General features: G+C 37.8%; 17 protein-coding genes and 2 pseudogenes. 5 read left to right on the forward strand and 14 right to left on the reverse strand.

Annotated features, from left to right (window positions below):
- Positions 1–31: 31 nt before the first annotated feature.
- The 4 genes from dprA to IGL49_RS06540 all read right to left on the reverse strand — a co-directional run bounded on the left by dprA (position 32) and on the right by IGL49_RS06540 (position 3793).
- Positions 32–895 carry a DNA-processing protein DprA gene (gene dprA / locus IGL49_RS06525; RefSeq protein WP_104853695.1) on the reverse strand — a complete coding sequence of 288 codons (864 nt, stop codon included), beginning with the start codon at positions 893–895 and terminating at the stop codon, positions 32–34.
- Positions 896–955: 60 nt separating this feature from the next.
- On the reverse strand, positions 956–1723 hold the full coding sequence (locus tag IGL49_RS06530; RefSeq protein WP_438748977.1) for a ribonuclease HII: 768 nt from the start codon (positions 1721–1723) through the stop codon (positions 956–958).
- 1 nt (position 1724) lies between these two features.
- Positions 1725–2576, reverse strand: a complete 852-nt coding sequence (gene ylqF / locus IGL49_RS06535; protein ID WP_104853666.1) for a ribosome biogenesis GTPase YlqF — start codon at positions 2574–2576, stop codon at positions 1725–1727.
- A 275-nt stretch (positions 2577–2851) separates the two neighbouring features.
- Complete coding sequence (locus tag IGL49_RS06540; protein ID WP_104853667.1) at positions 2852–3793, reverse strand: 2-dehydropantoate 2-reductase; 942 nt, start codon at positions 3791–3793, stop codon at positions 2852–2854.
- Between the two features lie 176 nt (positions 3794–3969).
- Between IGL49_RS06540 and IGL49_RS06545 the strand changes: the two genes are divergently transcribed.
- A complete protein-coding gene (locus IGL49_RS06545) occupies positions 3970–4860 on the forward strand; it encodes a LysR family transcriptional regulator (RefSeq protein ID WP_002369350.1) in 891 nt (296 codons plus the stop codon).
- A 3-nt stretch (positions 4861–4863) separates the two neighbouring features.
- Here the strand turns inward: IGL49_RS06545 and IGL49_RS06550 are convergent, their stop codons facing one another.
- From IGL49_RS06550 to ptb, 8 genes and pseudogenes are all read right to left on the reverse strand, one after another.
- Positions 4864–5916 carry a PTS sugar transporter subunit IIC gene (locus IGL49_RS06550; protein WP_104853668.1) on the reverse strand — a complete coding sequence of 351 codons (1053 nt, stop codon included), beginning with the start codon at positions 5914–5916 and terminating at the stop codon, positions 4864–4866.
- A 143-nt stretch (positions 5917–6059) separates the two neighbouring features.
- Positions 6060–6995: pseudogene (locus IGL49_RS06555) on the reverse strand (dihydrolipoamide acetyltransferase family protein); the annotation flags it as partial.
- Between the two features lie 192 nt (positions 6996–7187).
- Positions 7188–7358: pseudogene (locus IGL49_RS06560) on the reverse strand (biotin/lipoyl-containing protein); the annotation flags it as partial.
- A gap of 22 nt (positions 7359–7380) precedes the next feature.
- Positions 7381–8367 (reverse strand): alpha-ketoacid dehydrogenase subunit beta, encoded by a 987-nt coding sequence (locus IGL49_RS06565; RefSeq protein WP_104853670.1) that lies wholly within the window; start codon positions 8365–8367, stop codon positions 7381–7383.
- A gap of 21 nt (positions 8368–8388) precedes the next feature.
- Positions 8389–9381 (reverse strand): thiamine pyrophosphate-dependent dehydrogenase E1 component subunit alpha, encoded by a 993-nt coding sequence (locus tag IGL49_RS06570; RefSeq protein WP_104853671.1) that lies wholly within the window; start codon positions 9379–9381, stop codon positions 8389–8391.
- Between the two features lie 10 nt (positions 9382–9391).
- Positions 9392–10801, reverse strand: a complete 1410-nt coding sequence (lpdA, locus tag IGL49_RS06575) for a dihydrolipoyl dehydrogenase (protein WP_104853672.1) — start codon at positions 10799–10801, stop codon at positions 9392–9394.
- Positions 10802–10806: 5 nt separating this feature from the next.
- On the reverse strand, positions 10807–11889 hold the full coding sequence (gene buk / locus IGL49_RS06580; protein ID WP_104853673.1) for a butyrate kinase: 1083 nt from the start codon (positions 11887–11889) through the stop codon (positions 10807–10809).
- A gap of 18 nt (positions 11890–11907) precedes the next feature.
- Positions 11908–12729 (reverse strand): branched-chain phosphotransacylase, encoded by an 822-nt coding sequence (ptb, locus tag IGL49_RS06585; RefSeq protein WP_104853674.1) that lies wholly within the window; start codon positions 12727–12729, stop codon positions 11908–11910.
- 282 nt (positions 12730–13011) lie between these two features.
- On the opposite strand from ptb, the gene IGL49_RS06590 reads away from it, so the two are divergent.
- A complete protein-coding gene (locus IGL49_RS06590; protein ID WP_104853675.1) occupies positions 13012–14046 on the forward strand; it encodes a YdcF family protein in 1035 nt (344 codons plus the stop codon).
- A 59-nt stretch (positions 14047–14105) separates the two neighbouring features.
- Here the strand turns inward: IGL49_RS06590 and IGL49_RS06595 are convergent, their stop codons facing one another.
- On the reverse strand, positions 14106–14828 hold the full coding sequence (locus tag IGL49_RS06595) for a TraX family protein (RefSeq protein ID WP_010717608.1): 723 nt from the start codon (positions 14826–14828) through the stop codon (positions 14106–14108).
- Positions 14829–14932: 104 nt separating this feature from the next.
- Positions 14933–15631 (reverse strand): DUF7006 family protein, encoded by a 699-nt coding sequence (locus tag IGL49_RS06600; protein WP_104853676.1) that lies wholly within the window; start codon positions 15629–15631, stop codon positions 14933–14935.
- Between the two features lie 251 nt (positions 15632–15882).
- Between IGL49_RS06600 and IGL49_RS06605 the strand changes: the two genes are divergently transcribed.
- The 3 genes from IGL49_RS06605 to IGL49_RS06615 all read left to right on the forward strand — a co-directional run bounded on the left by IGL49_RS06605 (position 15883) and on the right by IGL49_RS06615 (position 18207).
- Positions 15883–16677: an SDR family NAD(P)-dependent oxidoreductase gene (locus IGL49_RS06605; protein ID WP_104853677.1), complete on the forward strand. Its 795-nt coding sequence runs from the start codon at positions 15883–15885 to the stop codon at positions 16675–16677.
- A 128-nt stretch (positions 16678–16805) separates the two neighbouring features.
- Positions 16806–17234, forward strand: a complete 429-nt coding sequence (locus IGL49_RS06610) for a MarR family winged helix-turn-helix transcriptional regulator (RefSeq protein ID WP_104853678.1) — start codon at positions 16806–16808, stop codon at positions 17232–17234.
- A 10-nt stretch (positions 17235–17244) separates the two neighbouring features.
- A complete protein-coding gene (locus tag IGL49_RS06615; RefSeq protein ID WP_033596522.1) occupies positions 17245–18207 on the forward strand; it encodes a ring-cleaving dioxygenase in 963 nt (320 codons plus the stop codon).
- Positions 18208–18219 lie beyond the last annotated feature (12 nt).

Raw genomic sequence — 18219 nt, forward strand, 5'->3', positions numbered from 1 at the left:
ACGTAGGTTGTCAATTCACAATTAGTAAAAGTCACAATTCTTCACAAATATCATCAATTGTCTGAACACATTTAGCACCGTCCTGAATTAATTCATGGCAGCCCGTTGAAAAAGACTGGAAAATACTTCCCGGTACGGCAAATACCTCGCGTCCGTAATCCATCGCCGATTGTGCAGTAATTAAAGAGCCACTATTCTTACGAGCTTCCATCACGCAGACCCCTAAAGATAATCCAGCAATAATGCGATTACGTGCAGGAAAATGATATTTTTTCGGCCCACTCCCATTCACATATTCTGTTAAAACAAGCTGATTCTGCTTCATAGTTTGCTGTAATTCTTTCTTTTCGTACGGATAATATACGTCTAAACCAGTGCCTAAAATTCCAATTGTCTGGCCCCCGTTCTGGATGGCCATCTCATGGCTACGACTATCGATACCTTTGGCAAGACCGCTGACGATTGTGAACCCTTCTTTGACTATTTTAGGAACCAGAGCTTCAGTCACTCTTAACCCATATGAAGTGGCATAGCGAGCGCCGACGATGCCAATTTTCCTTCTGTTTAACAATTGTAAATTTCCTCTATAAAAAAGAATTGCTGGTGGATTATAAATTTCTCGTAATAATTTAGGATAGACGGCATCTAAAATTGTCATAAATTGGTGTTGGCATTGTCGTATATATAACGCTTCACTATGAATCGTATGGTGTAACCAAGATTGTTCAAATAATTCACGATATTTCTTGATTTCAGCGATTCTAATAATTTCTGTACTGGAAAAATCAACACGCTTTTGTGCGATAGCTTCTTGTAACACTTTTAAGATACCTAAATTGCCAATTCCTTGGCATACCGCTAATTTAAATAATAATTGTCGTTGTAAAATTTCCAACAAAAAACACCTCTTTCACATCTTCTTAAAATAAGAATACGTAAAAAAAGTGTTTTATTTTTAAATCATATCTTTTATTGGCGCAAAAGTACGTCGATGAATGGGTGTTACACCGTATTTTTCTAACCCGAGAAGATGTTCTTTTGTTCCATAGCCTGCATTGTTTTTAAATCCATATCCAGGATATAATTCATCATATTCTTCCATTAATCGATCTCTTGTTACTTTTGCAATAATACTGGCTGCTGCAATCGAAATGGAGCGTGCATCCCCTTTAATCAAACTTTCTTGTGGTTGGGGAACATCTAACTGCATTGCATCAATTAATAAATAATCTGGTGTAAAAGCTAAATCATCAATTGCCATTTTCATCGCTTGTTTAGTTGCTTGATAAATATTAATTTGATCAATGACTCCTTGATCAGCGATACCTAACCCGATAGCGACAGCCTGTTCTTGAATCTGGTTATATAACGTTTCCCGTTTTTTAGCAGATAACTTTTTTGAATCATTTAAGCCTAATAATTGACAATCCTTCGGTAAAATAACTGCAGCTGTCACAATGGGACCAGCTAATGGTCCGCGGCCTACTTCATCAATTCCCGCAATTAAACGATGGCCTTTTTTATAGGCCGCTTCCTCAAATTGACTCATTTCTTTAAAAAGTTGCCACTCTTTTTCTTTGGCTAACTGGCGACGTTCCCATTGTTTGATAGCTTGTTGCACTCCTGAACGTTCATCTTCTCGCCAGCTTGCCAAACGTTCATCGGTTGCATCAGTGACCGTTAACAACGCTTCTTTGATTGCCTGAATCGACTCTTTTGCCATGTTATTCGTCTCCTAGTTCTTCCCAGCGGTCCAAAGTATACGTACCTAATTTTCCACTGCGAATTTCTAAAATAATCATTTCGCTGGCTCGATTATAATCATCTCTAAAACCACGTTTTTGGCTAATTAACATCAACTGTTCTGGAGCAGGTAAAAATAGCTCTTCCTCTGTTAAACCATATCGTTCCGTTAAACGTTGCGGATAAAAATGTGCAAAAAATTCTAGTCCATAAATCGCCAAATCATCTAAATGCAATAATTGATCTTTTATAGCGCCAGTTAAAGCTAATTTTTTTCCAATTTCTTCATCTTCAAATTTTGGCCAAAGAATTCCTGGTGTATCCAGTAATTCCAATTGGGAACCAGAGCGTAACCATTGTTGTCCTTTCGTCACGCCTGGTTTGTTCCCAGTTTGCGCAATTTTTTTTCCGACTAAACGATTCATTAAGGTTGACTTACCAACATTTGGGATCCCAATACACATTGCACGAATCGCACGCGGTTTCAAGCCTTTCGCCTGTTCACGAGCCAATTTTTCTTTTAACGCTTCCTTGGCTGCTGGTACAATTTTATTGATTCCTTTATTTTGTTGGGCATTGATGACTAGGGTTTGGTACCCTTTCTTTTGAAAGTAATGTTGCCATTTTTTATTTTGGTCGTTATCTGCTAAGTCCCCTTTATTTAAAAGGACTAATCGTGGTTTTTGTTGGACAATTTGGTCCATCATTGGGTTACGGGAAGAAAGCGGTAACCGCGCATCAACTAGTTCAAATACAATATCGACATATTTGATTTTTTCCGAAACTTCTCTTCTTGCTTTGGCCATATGGCCGGGAAACCATTGAATGGTCATAATCTGTTCAAATCCCTTCTTTAACACATTGTTTCTTTGATTCAATTCGTCAACGAGTCCTGTGTTCCGCGTAGATTCTTGCGAAAAAACACCTTCTCTAGTTTAACATATTTTTCACGGATTTGATTTATTTTCTGTAGTGTTCTTTAAAAAACAAAAAAGCTGAGACAAACTCACTTTGGATTTTGTCTCAGCCTTGTACACTGGCAAAGTATAGAAAGAAGTAGGTCAAGCTCTTCTCAAGCCCGACTCAAGAGTATTTCTGTTTTTACTCGTTATTTGGCATGAAGTAAATTTTCTTTACAATGAATTAACTCTGTTAAAAACTGACAGTACGGTGTAGCAATCCCATAGGCTTTCCCTTTGCGAACAATTGCTCCATTGATATAATCAATTTCGGTTAAACGATGATTGGTTATTAAGTCCTGATACATCGATGGATGGTGCAGACCAATTGTTTCTCGATTATAACACGAGCGGATTTGTTGAAGAACTGCTTGTTTGTCTAACGTAACTTGTTCCGCTTCAGCGACTGCTAAAAATTCATTAACTATTTGTTGAACAATTTGATCTGCTTGCTCTGTTTCGCCAAAGTCTGCCATATTACAATCCAACAAAGTACATAAACCATTCATTGTTCCATTCACACAGGCCTTCTTATAAATGGATGATAAAATATTCTCAGAATAACGAGCATTTAAGCCAGCGTTATTTAATACCTTAATGACTGCTTCTGCTGCTTGTTCACTTTGCGCTCCTAAATTTTGTAAATCAATCGAACCATTGCCAAATAATTTTACTTTACCCGGACCGTCTAACCCAGCGGTCCACATTGTGTTTCCTAATAAAATATTTTCGTAAGGCACGTATTTTTTGATAATGTCTTCGTGCCCAATTCCATTTAACAAGCATAAAACTTTCGTATTTTTATTAAGGAAATGTTCTAATGCTTCAAGCATTCCTGCCAGTTGCATTGCTTTTGTAAATAGGATAACTAAGTCTGCTGTAAAATCGATGCTTGCTACTTCTGTCTGAGGATAAATAGGAATTTTAGCGGTCACCACTTCGCCATTAAAATCAGCAACTAACCCGTTTTTTCTTATTGCTTCAATATGTTCTGGCCAACCATCGACAAAAATAACATCATTTCCTGCTTGATGTAACATTAGTCCAAAGCGACTGCCCATAGCGCCAGCACCTGCGATAATAATCTCCATTTCTTTTCCTCCGTTCAATTTTTTATTTTTAGGTAAAAATCTGCTAAGAAAATCTCTATCTCTTGCTTTTATAACTATAAAAAGGCAAAACTTATGTTATATTATAAGTGATGTATTTGTTATTTTTTATTCAAGCGCTTTTATGTAAGCGCTTTTAAAAAGAAAGGGAGTTTCTGATGAATATTCAGCTTTTAAAGTACTTCATTGAAATTGTTAATACCCGCAGTTTATCGGCGGCCGCTCGCAATTTATTTGTCACCCAACCAACACTTTCTTTAGCATTGAAAAAAATGGAATCGGAGTTAGGCACAGCTTTGTTTGATCATTCTGATCAACCGTTTCAATTGACCGATACGGGGGTTTATTTATATGAACATGGCCAAGAAGTTGTTTTTCAATTCGATCAATTGGTAACAGATATTCGTGAAATGAACCAGAAACCAGTAAAAAAACAATTACGTTTAGGCTTAACTACTTTATTTGCTGTCCAATTTATGAAAGAAATTTCACGATTTTTAACAACTCACCCACATGTGAATTTAATATTACAGCAAGATGGCTCGCCAAAATTACAAACAATGTTAGCAAATAAAGAAATTGATATGGGACTAATTTCTTTTCCAAATACCTTACCGGAAATTATTCATATTGAACCCTTAGAAACGACTACCAAAGGCTACCATGTTTATGTCGTGGTACCAGAATCAAATCCTCTCTCCCAATATGAAAAATTAACTTTTAAAGATTTGAAAGATCAACGATTTTCATCGTTAAGTGATAATTTTATGATTGGTCGTCTACTACTAGATCGGACTCGGAGCTTCGGTTACGAGCCGAATATCATTTTGCATAACGATGATTTACAAGTACTTCTTTATAGTTTGCAAAAAAATAATTCGATTTGTTTGTTGCCGATTGAATATTATGAAGTGGGAAAAAGTCAGGGACTGAAATGGATTCCTTTAAAAGATAAGTTTGACTATTTCCCCATCGGTATTGCTTTGCGCCGCGATTTTAGTCTGACAGAAGATGTTAGAGATTTTATCCAAATCATTAAAGAAAATTAATGGCTAGCCTTGATAAGCAAAGACGACTTTACTATCATAAAGTTTCAACACTTTTTCAAATAAGAATTTTGAGAATAAACCCGCGACAATTGGAACAACAAACCAAGAAAAGAGTAAGGGTAAGATCCCTAAGCCCGCATCCAATGAAGCAAGCGGCCCGACGAGTCCAACCAAGCCAAAGCCAGCCGATTGTGGGGTTCCTGAAATGTTGAATAGAACTACAGGAATTGCTGAAATAGTCGCTGTAAATAAACAAGGAATTAAAATAATTGGGTATTTAAATAAGTTAGGCATCATCATTTTCATGCCGCCCAAAGAGACAGCCAGTGTCACTCCCGATTGGTTGACATTCCAAGAATTAATTACAAGAACAACAGTTGTGGCTGCAATTCCCATTGCAGCAGCACCAGCAGACAAGCCATTCAACTGAATCGCCAAACCGATTGCCACAGTAGTGATTGGCGAAATAATCAGTGCAGCAAATGAACAAGCAATTAAAATACTCATGATAATTGGCTGGAAGTCAGTAAAATTGTTAATCACTTTCCCGATGGCGACCGTGATTTGTGTCACATATGGATAAATCAACATGCCAAACAAGCCTGCACCTACTCCAACAACGATCGGTAAAGCAATGATTTCCACTGAACCGAATTTTTTATCGATGACTAATAAAAGTAAGACTGCAACAGAAGCGGTAATCATAATATTAATGATGTCACCAGTGCCTGCACCAATAAAGCCTTTCACATCTGAATTAAATTTAATCACGCCCGAGCCAGCGAACGCTGCACCGCCAGCAATCATCATTTTCTGTGGCGTTAAGCCAAATTGAAAAGCAATCAGTCCCCCAATAATTAAAGGGGTGGCTAGTTGGAAAATTTGCGCCGCATGAATAATCATTTCGATAATCTTGTATTCTGCAAAATATTTTAAAATGGCTCCTAATACAGCATTGGGAATTAAGGCGATAATGGTGCCGGAAGCTGTTCCAGCTAACACTTTGTTAAAAAATATTCTTGGGGTTAATTGAGCATCCAGTTTATCAGTGGGCATTTTCAACACTCCTATTGATTATTTTTGTTTTTTTAGAATAAGTTTGAGAATGATTGAACTTTCTGTTAGATAAAGAGCGGCCTCAAAGAAGAGCGCTTATTTCTTTGAGGCGCTTTTTATTTAACTAAAGCAAGGAACGATTTTTAATATACATCCGTATCCGCATTATATTTCGCTAAATTATCTTTAACATCTCGCAAGAACTTACCTGCTTGTTGTCCATCTAAAATTCGATGATCAATAGAAAGACATAAGTTAACCATATCTGCCACTTTAAAGCCTCCATCTGCGGTTGGCACAAGGCGTTTATTAATTGACTCTACTTGTAATATCGCAGCTTGTGGATGGTTAATAATTCCCATCGATTGGACGGAACCTAGTGTCCCAGTATTATTAAGGGTAAAGGTCCCCCCTTGCATTTCTTTGCTTGCTAGCGTTCCTTGTCGGACTTCTTGTGCCAAGCGATTGATTTCTTTAGCTAGCCCTGCAATCGAATAGTTATCCGCTTGTTGAATCACTGGCACATAAAGATGCTCCTCTGTCGTTACAGCTATGGATAAATTAACATCTTTATGATAAATAATTGAGCCATCATCCCAAGATGTATTAATTTTTGGATTTTTCTTTAACGCTTGAATGACTGCTTTAGCAAAGAACGGGAAGAAGCTTAGAGACAGGCCCTCTTGTTGTTTAAATTCATCTTTTAATGAATTTCTAAGTTGGACTAAGTTGGTCACATCCGCTTCCACCATTAACCAAGCGTGAGGGATTTCGTTGACACTTTGAACCATTTTTTTAGCAATCGCTTTACGTACAGGATCTGCAGAGACAATTTCATCTGTGGTTGTTTCAGTTGGACTAGCTGTTGTTGCGCTTTCATTTTGCGAAACAACTGATTCCTTTGAAATTGAAGAGCTAGCTTCTGGACTCACTGCTTGCTCAGGTGTTCTTGCCTGTGTTGGTGTAAAGTTTGTAACATCTTTTCTAGTAATTCGACCATCACGACCTGTCCCTGTAACTTGTGTTAAATCAATCTTTTTTTCTTGGGCAATTTTAAGGACTGCTGGGGAATAACGACCATTATTTTTTTGGTGGTGTGTTACAGTGCTTATTGTAGTAACCGTTTCATGTTCTTGCGCTTGTTCCGCACTTGCTTCTTCCACTGGTGCTAAAGTAGCTTCTTCTGTTTCTTCGGTTGTTTCTTCTGTCTCTAACGTCATCACCGCTGTTCCGATGGGCACATCTGTATCTAGAGAAATCAGAAATTCTTTTACTACGCCATCAAAATCTGATGGTACTTCCGTGGTGACTTTATCAGAAACGACTTCCATTAAGGGATCATAGCGTTTCACTGAATCTCCTGGTTTAACTAACCATTGGACAATGGCTGCCTCTGTGACACTTTCGCCTAGATGAGGCATTTTGATTTCTTTTGTGGCCATTTATTTTTCCTCCTTACTTCAATTAAAATTCTGCTAATTCTTTCATTGCTGCTAATACTTGTTCTTCATTGATTAAAAATTCTCTTTCTAAAGGTAATGCATAAGGCATGCTTGGACAATCAGGTCCTGCAAGTCGTTGAATTGGTGCATCTAAATCAAAGAGAGCATCTTCTGCAATCATTGCCGCAATTTCACTCATCACGCTGCCTTCTTTATTGTCTTCTGTTACGAGTAAGACCTTCCCTGTTTTCTTAGCTGTAGCCACTAATGTTTCGCGATCTAAAGGATATAATGAGCGAACATCGACGATTTCGGCATCAATTCCTTCAGCGGCTAGTTTTTCCGCCGCAGCTAAAGCTAATTGCAAGGTCATGCCGTAACTAATCACGGTTAAATCACTACCCGTTCTAACGACATTGGCTTTGTCAATTGGTACGATATAATCATCTGCAGGCACTTCATCTTTTAGTAAACGATATAAACGCTTATGTTCGTAAAAAATGACTGGATCATCGGAACGAATCGCTGCTTTAATCATCCCTTTTGCATCATAAGGATTAGAGGGGGTCACCACTCTTAATCCTGGTTGTCCGCAAAAAACTTTTTCTGTAGACTGAGAATGATATAGCCCACCACGAACACCGCCGCCATAAGGTGTCCGATAAACGATTGGCGCAGTCCAATCGCCTTTTGTTCTATAGCGCATTGTCCGAGCCTCTGATAACAATTGATTGGTTGCAGGCAAAATATAATCCGCAAATTGAAATTCACCAATTGCGCGATAGCCCATTAAACCTAAGCCAACAGCTAAACCACCAATTAAGCCTTCTGTTAACGGTGTATTAAAACAACGCTCGTCACCGTATTTAGCAGCCAAGCCCTTTGTTACACCGAACACGCCGCCTTTGTCGCCGCCGACATCTTCTCCAAAAATAACTACTTTTTCATCACGAGCCATTTCTTCAGAAATTCCTAAGTTAATTGCTTCTAAATAAGTCATCTCAGCCATTTTATTTCTTCTCCTCTTCTCTTATTGTGCATACACTTCTTCTAAAATTGATGTCGGTACAGGATCTGGCATTGCTTCTGCTTCATCGGTTGCTTGATTGATTTCTGCACGAATTTCTTCATCAATTTTGGCAATGTCTTCGTCTGTTAAATAGCCCTCTTCTAATAATTGTTTTTCAAAAAGCTTCACTGCATCGTTCTTTTTCATCTCTTCAATTTCTTCTTTTGAACGATAAACAGATTGATCATCGTCAGCGGAATGAGAAGTCAAGCGAGAAACCATTAATTCAATCAATTTTGGTCCTTTTTTCCCGCGAGCCGCTTTTACTGCTTCTTTAAATGCTAGATAGACTTCAGTAAAATCACTACCATCAACGGTTACACCTTCAAAGCCATAAGCTTTCGCACGATCGGCCATGCGTTTATTGGCATACTGTTCTTCAATTGGGACAGAAATCGCATATTCATTATTTTCAACAACAAAAATGACTGGTAATTTTTTTACGCCTGCAAAGTTCATAGCTTCTTGGACTTCTCCTTGATTGGCAGAGCCTTCCCCAGTGGTGGTCAATGCAACAAAATCAGCTTTTTGAAGTTGCGCTGCATAACCAACACCTGTCGCTAATGGCATTTGTGTACTTACTGTTGAAGAGAAGGAAACAATATTATGCTCTTTTGAACCATAATGATTCGGCATTTGACGACCATGGGAAGAAGGATCCGCTTCTTTTCCAAAAGAACCCATTAAAATATCTTTGGAGGTCATGCCCCAAACCAAGCACGCAGTCATATCACGATAATACGGTAAAAAATAATCTTTTTGAGGATCAAAAGCCATCGCCATCGCTACTTGTGCAACTTCTGCCCCTTGACCAGAAATATTGAAAGAGGTCTTACCAATTCTTGTTAATTGCCACAACCGTTCGTCTAAACGACGTCCTCGTAGTACTTGACGATATGCCTGAATCAATTCTTCTTTGGATAAACCTGATTTTTTAAGCGCTTTCATTTTCATCAACCTTTCTCTATTTGTGAATCGCTAAGCCATAAGTATCTAAGGCTGCTTCTTGCAATACTTCTGTCATTGTTGGATGCGCATGGATTGCTTCACCAATTTCAATGGGCGCGGCATCTAAATACATGGCAGTACTTGCTTCGGCAATTAAATCCGTGACATGTGGGCCAATCATAGAAACCCCTAATAAATCATCGGTATTCTTGTCACGAATTACTTCTATAAAGCCATCTGTTTCTCCATACACAAGTGATTTACCATTACCGTTAAAATTAAAGGTGCCAATCACTACTTCTTTATCTGCTGGTAAAGTTTCTCTAGTATAGCCGACACTTGCTATTTCAGGATTTGTATAAACACCTCGAGGCACGTTTGTATAATTTAAAGGTTCAACTGTCTCGCCTAAAAGATGCTGAACAGCTAACTCTCCTTCTTTCATAGCAACATGGGCTAGTTGAAGTGTATTGATACAATCACCAATCGCATAAATATGTCCTTCTGTAGTTTGATAAAATTCATTTACTTCAATGCCTTTGTCAGTATATTTCACTGAGGTATTCTGTAACCCTAACTTATTGATATTGGGTTGACGTCCAATTGCTACCATGACTTTGTCAACGGTGAGGGTATCTTGACCTGCAACTTCTACTTGAACCTTCTGTCCAGTAACTTTCGCTTCTTGGACTTTGCTACCTAATGAAATGTTGATTCCTCGTTGCTCTAAACGTTTCTTTAATTCTTTAGAAATTGTTGCACTTTCATTTATAAGTAACCGATCCAAAAATTCAATGATAGTTACGTTGACACCTAAACTATTTAATAAAGAAGCCCACTCGACACCAATAACGCCGCCACCAATAATTGCAATTGATTCTGGTAGCTCTTCTAATTCAAGCATCCCATCAGAAGATAAGATAAATTCTTCATCCAGTGGCAAATTAGGTAACGTTTTAGGACTAGAACCTGTCGCAATAATGACATTTTTAGGAACGATAATTTCTTCTTCCCGTGTTGGATCATTAAACGTAACTGCCACTGCGCCAGAGACTGGTGAAAAAATAGAGGGACCTAAAATTGCACCTTCGCCTGCTAAAATTTTGATTTTATTTTTCTTGCATAAGCCTTCAACACCTTTGTGTAACTGCTCAATAATTCCTTCTTTCCGTTGTTGTATTTTAGAAAAATCAATGGACGCTGCCTCTGTTTCAATCCCAAAAGAAGCTGCTTGTTTTAAGGTATCAAAAACCTCTGCGCTTCTTAATAAAGCTTTTGTAGGGATACAGCCTTTGTGCAAACAAGTGCCACCTAATTTGTATTTTTCAACAATTGTGACGTTTAGCCCTTTTTGTGCGGCTCGAATTGCTGCTACATAGCCTCCTGTTCCGCCACCTAAAATCAGTAAATCTGTTTGTTCCGCCATTTTGATCACTCCTGCTCAATTTTTGCTTCACTATAATTTAAAGCTTGTTCTTCCCCTGTTAATACTCGATTGACGCCTTCATATAAAGCAGCCATCTCCATTTCACCTGGGTAAACCTTAATTGGTGCAATCCAAGTGACTTTTTGACTAATTTCTTGAACAACGGTTTGCGAATAGGCTGCGCCCCCTGTTAAAATAATTGCATCAATTGCGCCTTCAAGAACCACGGCCATCTCGCCAATACTTTTTGCGATTTGGTAACACATTCCTTTTAAACAGTAATTTGCTGTTTGGTTACCTGTAGCTATTTGTGCTTGGATATGCCGTAAATCTGTTTCACCTAGGTACGATTTAAGACCGCTATTCCCCGCAATTAGCTTTTTCACTTGGCTAATCGTTAACTCCTGTTCAAGTATCCATTGCGCAAATTCAACGAGCGGTAAGGCGCCACTGCGTTCAGGTGTATAAGGACCTTCACCATCAAGCCCATTTACCACATCCACCATGCGGCCTTTTTGATGCGCCCCCAAGCTAATGCCCCCACCTAAATGAACAACGATAAAATTGCTTTGCTCATATGTTTTCCCTAAATCCTCAGCGATTTTTCGAGCGACCGCTTTTTGATTTAAGGCGTGACCAACGCTACGCCGCTGAATGCCTTTTAATCCGGAAATCCTGGCTAATGGCTGTAGCTCATCTACAACAACAGGATCGACAATAAAGGCTGGCACGTGATATTTTTCTGCAAACTCATTAGCTAAAATCGCCCCTAAATTTGAAGCATGGGTATTAAAGCGTTCTGTCCGCAAGTCTTCTAGCATTTGTTGATCGACAAGATACGTACCGCCAGGAATAGGCTTAAGCAAACCACCACGCCCCACGACAGCGGCTAATTGTGTGATGTTATGTGTTTCTAAAAATTCCGCGATCATTTGTTTTCGAAATGATGTTTGACTGACAACATTTTCAAAAGGTGCCAATTCTTGGACGCTATGTCTAAGCGTTTCTTCCGCCAAGCAATCATGATTAGCAAAAAGCGCTAACTTAGTGGAGGTCGAGCCAGGATTAATAACCAATACTGTTTCCATTGTTTTCTGCTCCTTTTTTTAAACTTGTCTCATGGCAAATCTTAATGAATGGAATTTACTTTCTGTTGAATCGCTTCTAGATGTTAAAACGACTGGGACTTTTGTGCCAACAATCGTTCCTCCCACCTTGGCGTGCCCAAACAAGGTTAATGATTTGTATAAACAATTGCCAACATCAATAGTTGGGACCACTAAAATATCTGCATCCCCCATGATAGGACCGCTGTAACGTTTATGCGCAACCGCTTCTTCAGAGGTCGCTAAATCAAGCGAAAGTGGGCCAAAAACCGTAGCCTCTTGTTGATCATTAAAATGTGCCGTGACTTCTTTTGCTAAAACAGACGAAGGCATTTTAGGATTAAAATTTTCCGCTGCGCTTAACAAAGCAATTTTTGGGTGATGCAGTTCCAATTTTTGGGCGACTTCTTTAGCATTTTCAACAATTTCAATGAGTGTCGCTTGAGTGGGGGCGATATTCATCGCACAATCGGTTAACAAGAAGGTTTTTCCCGCAGGCAGCTCCACCATTGCTACATGGGAAAGAATCGGTTTATTTTTTAATTGATGCTCACTTTTCAACAGTTCTTTTAGTAATGTGTGGGTCTGAATTATTCCTTTCAATAAAATTTGTGCTTGACCGGTTGCAACTAAACTGACAGCTTCCTGTGCTACCGTAGCCTCATCTGAGCAATGAACATATTTCCAGAGATTTTCAGTATCAAGATTTTCGTTTGTATCAAATACAATAAACTGCAACGGTTGCTCAGCTTCTTTTAGCGCTTTTTTAACTAACTGTAAAATCTCTGGTTGTGAACCTCCTGCAATTGAAACAGTGATCATTTTCTCACCTCATTTTTTCTTCTTTACACTTTAAATCTACCCCAGTATGTAAGCGCATACAAATTGTTAATTTTTATGCCCTTATTAATATTTTTTATAGAGAAGGAAAAGCTTAGTAAATCAAGCTTTTCCTTCTCTAAACAATTGTTATCTAATTTACTTTTCATGAAAAAACTTTTTTTCTAAGAATGAAAGGATAACTTATGCTTTGGCACAGCTGTTTATTTATGTCAGCTCCTAAAGCGTGTTATACTTTAGATACTTATTTTTAGGAGGAATTAAATGGCACTACTACTATTTTTTTTGCTTATCGCCCTATTAGGATTTGGTATATTAAAAATTAATAACCGCAGTATCCTCGGCGGTATCACTCTGGCTTCTGGCACCTTATTGTCATTAGTCACCTTACTATTTATCGGACTAGACAAAATTTATTTACATTTTAAGAATGGCGACCTAATTACCTTGGCCATTGCTTATCTATTAATTCCCGCTGTGTTTATCGGCATTTGCCTTTACTTTATTTTTAACTCACGTACGATGCAAACGAAAGAAGGCAAAAGTGTCACGGCTAAATTGTCGGCGGGCTTAGGGCTAAACTTATTAATTGCTTTACCAGCCTTTCTATATTTATTATCAGTTGGCACAGCGCAAATACCTTATGTGCTTTTTCTGTTCTTACTTTTTCTATTGTTAATGGATCTTTTGCTGACCTTTCTATTTGCTGCTTACGTCTTGTATTCATGGATGTACCAAATGATTCCTTTAAAAAAAGCGGTTGATTATATCATTGTTTTAGGTTCGGGAATTCGTAGCGAGGAAGTACCTCCGCTTTTGAAAAGTCGGTTAGATAAAGGGATTGAATACTATGAAAAAAATCCCACCGCTAAATTTGTAGTCAGCGGTGGTCAAGGTCCTGACGAACCTGTGGCCGAAGCTTTCGCAATGAAAAAATATTTGCTTTCACAAAATATTCCTGCAGAAGCAATTTTAATGGAGGACCAATCCACAACCACTTATGAAAATATGTTGTTTTCTAAAGCAATCATTCAGGCAGATTGGCAAAAGATGCCGTCTGATTCTAAACAGCCCTCTGTTATTTTTTCAACAAATAACTATCATGTCTTACGAGGAGCTATGTATGCCCATCGTGTCGGCTTAAAAGCTGAAGGTGTCGGGGCGCCAACTGCCTTATATTTTTTACCAACTGCTCTAATCCGAGAATACATTGCCTTACTGGTTCATGATAAGCGAATTGTGCTTTTTGTTTTTCTACTTGTCACTCTTCTTTTAGGAATCAGTATCTTACCCATCTAAAAAAACAGCGACTCACATTTTGGTGAGTCGCTGTTTTTATTCTTTTAATATAAAAAGGTTTAATGAACGTAATTGGCTATCAATGCAATCAGCCATAAATGAAGCGGATAGAATCCGTAAAATAAATATTTGAAAAACGGTGCTTTGCTCCCTCTCTCACCATTGTAAAGCGATATAAATGGTAACACAGTGATAAACATAAAATCAGAATTATAAGCTAACATTTCAATTGTTGTTGGCCAATCTCCCAACCATTGAAAACTTGTAACTAAGAAAAAGAGCGCTAATGCACCATATAAACAGTTCCGTAAGACAAGTCTCTTTCTGGCAAGATACGTAATCAACATAAAAGGTAACATCACAATGCCACCTTCAGCAAACATTGCTCCTATTCCTAAAATTGCTAATACACTAATTAATAAAACAATTTTTAAACTGATTTTTGGCATTTCTAGCATCGCTTTTGTCACAATTAACATACTGACCCCAAGGGCTAAGGTGAAGAAAATATTATTGTGAACAGCGACAGCTGGATTATTCACTAAATGATTTAGAAGCGTATTTCCAACAAACATGATTGCTGCCCAAATATACAAACGACCATTGTAGCGATAAACATTCCGTGTATAGTTAAAGCCTTCTACAGCCATGTAACCAAAAAACACGCCGACACAACGAGTAATCACATGAAAAATCAGTGCCCATTCTGGTGGAACAAAATAACTAATATGGTCAAGAACCATTAACCCCATCATCAATAACTTTAAGCGATTTGCGTTCATGAATCGTCTCCTTTGCTGTTTCTACAGAAACTATCATATCTTTTTATATAACAGAAAACAACGAACATTCTTGTTAGATTCAACCATTCTTTTTGTCACTTTTGTTAAACTTGATACCGCAAAGATAAATCTTCGAATAAATAATGTTGGTATTTAAATTGTTCAAAATGAATTTTTCGAATTTCTTGCTTAATGGCTGTTAAGCATTCATCGACCGTCATCAATGATTCTTCTTTTAGAAGCGCCTCTTCTATTAATAATTTGCATTGGCAATCAATCAATAAAAGTTGACTATAGAATGTGTAAAATGTTTCTTTATTTAATTTTTCAATCAAATTTTTAGCTTGATTCTGCAGTTTTTGATAGCATTTGGTCAATTTTTGGTAATCCATTAAATCAACTAACTGACCTTGTTTTAACATGTTACTAAAGTCTAAGTCCCAAAGCATTTCTTTAGTCGGTTGTTGTAATAAATAATACATAGAATGACTACTAATAATTTCAGTGGTCGGTTCTTCAATTGTTTCATAAAAAGTCACAAAATATTCTCGCTCAATCACGGCAATAATTTCTTCTTCTGAAAGCTCACAATCTTCTAAATTTTGATAGAATATCAACAACTTGATGCGCTCGTCTATTTTATTCAACGAAGCGACTAATTCAGGAAAAAAGACCGTCTGACAGTTTTCTACTAATTCTCTTGCCTTACTTTGTTCGTTTTTATAAAAGCTATATAATTTTTCCTGCTGCTTTAATGAGATCAGTAATTTATCGGGTATATTCCAGTAATATTGTTTCTTCATAGCATTCCCACTCTTCTTTTTTATGTACGACTTTACAAAAATTGGTCTTAGCCAATTTCGTCTCTAGTTATTCTATCAAAAAAGTGACGCTTTTTTACTGACAATAATTACTCGTTTTACGCCCAAAAAGTGAAAATTCAGCTGTTAAGTAATTATTTGGGCTTGTTTCCCGCAGGCCGAAAAAACTTTTTCCTTTTAAAAGTCCAGAAAAAGACCTACACTAGATATAGACAAACGTTGGAGGGATTTAAATGGATTTACACTTAACGAATAAATTAGCATTAATTACTGGTTCAACCAAAGGAATTGGCAAAGCAATTGCGATTGAAATGGCTCGTGAAGGGACCGATGTCATTATCAATGGGCGCAATGAAGCCGAAGTAACCAAAGTTGTTGAAGAAATACAAACAATGTTTCCAGACACTCATCCTCATGAAGGAACTGCCGATCTTTCCATTGAAACTCAACGAACTACTTTACTTGAAAAATTCCCTAAAGTCGACATTTTAGTGAACAATATGGGGATTTTTGAACCAATGGAATACTGGGACATCGATGACGCCACTTGGGAAAAATTTTTTACTGTGAACGTGTTGTCAGGCAACGCATTAGCAAAAGCTTATCTACCTAAAATGCTGGCGCAAGATTTTGGTCGCATTATTTTCATTGCTAGCGAAGAAGCGGTAATGCCTTCTGGCGAAATGCCTCAATATAGCATGACAAAAACGATGAATCTTTCCTTAGCTAAAAGTTTATCCAATTTAACTGTCGGCACACATGTCACAGTTAACACAGTAATGCCTGGCTCAACCCTTACCGAAGGTGTAGAAAAAATGTTGGAAGATATGTACGCTGATTCAGACATTCCCAAAGAAGATTGGGAAAAAGATTTCATGAAAAATCATCGTTCTCGTTCACAAATCCAACGACTCATTCGACCAGAAGAAATTGGTCGTTTTGTTACCTTTGTGGCCAGCCCAGATTCTTCTTCCTTCTCAGGAGAAGCCTTAAGAATCGATGGCGGCTTAGTTCCAACAATCTTCTAAAATAAATAAAAAAGACAGCCAGCAAAAAATGTGAATTTTTGCTGGCTGTCTTTTTAAGCATATTAATTGATCACTTACCAAAAGTAAGTTATATTTATCTCGAATTCGAAATAAAAAGAGGTGAAACAATGAGCCAACAGCAAGAAGCTTTAAAAGCCTATATCGGTTTATTAAGAACCAGCCATCAACTAGAGCAACTTGCCAAGCAAGATGTCACTTGTTATTACTTAAACATTACAGAATTTTCAGTGTTAGAGCTGTTACTCCATAAAGGTCCTCAGACCATCCAAAAAATTAAGGAGAAAATTTTAATCGCTAGCAGCAGCACCACTTATGTTATTGATCAATTACATAAAAAAGGCTATGTGACGCGCACTCCCAGTGAAAAAGACCGACGCATTACTTACGTTGAATTAACAGAAGCTGGAAAAACATTAATTGAAGAAATTTTTCCGATGCATGCAAAGCGAATTGCAGAAGCATTTGAACAACTCTCTTCCGAAGAATTAACACTTCTTCAAAAAACTTTACGAAAAATAACAAATGAAACGAAATGAGGAAATAATGATGAAAAAAGAAGATCAATTATTAGGAATCCACCACGTTACAGCTATGACAAGTGATGCAGAAAAAAACTATCACTTCTTTACAGACGTTTTAGGGATGCGTTTAGTCAAAAAAACAGTGAATCAAGATGATATCTATACTTACCATACCTATTTTGCTGATGATTTGGGTACACCAGGTACAACCATGACCTTTTTCGATTTTCCCAATAACCCTAAAGGATTAAAAGGAACCAATACAATTTCAAGAACAGGGTTCCGTGTTCCTTCAGATGCAGCTTTGACTTATTATGAAAATCGCTTTAATGAATTTGCGGTCAAACACACAGGTATTTCTGAAGAATTTGGCAAAAAAGTCCTTCGCTTCTGGGATTTTGATGATCAAGCGTATCAATTAATCTCTGATGAATTAAATCAGGGCGTTGCAGCGGGCACCCCTTGGAAAAAAGGACCTGTTCCAACAGAATTTGCGATTTATGGCTTAGGACCTGTCGAAATAGCTATTTCCTATTTTCATGAATTCAAAGAAGTCTTTGAAGAAATTCTAGGCTTTCACGTAGTGGCACAAGAAGGCAATCGCTATTTACTTGAAGTTGGCCAAGGTGGCAATGGTGCCCAAGTCATTTTGGTAGACGATGATACTAGCTCACAAGCGCAACAAGGATATGGTGAAGTACATCACGTTGCATTCCGCCTAGCGGACCGTAAATCACTTGGGACTTGGCAAGCGCTCTTTGATCATTTAGGCTTACAAAACTCTGGTTATGTCGATCGTTATTATTTTGAGTCATTGTATGTTCGCATTGGGCATATTTTAGTCGAATTAGCTACCGATGAACCAGGATTTATGGGAGATGAACCTTACGAAACATTAGGAGAAAAGTTATCTCTTGCGCCATTTTTAGAAAACCGTCGTGAGTATATTGAGAGTGTTATCAAGCCTTTCAATACAAAACGAGCCTAAGGAGGAAAAAAC

This window comes from Enterococcus sp. DIV1337a (assembly GCF_051712285.1).
In the GTDB taxonomy this organism is placed as follows: Bacteria; Bacillota; Bacilli; order Lactobacillales; family Enterococcaceae; genus Enterococcus; species Enterococcus faecalis.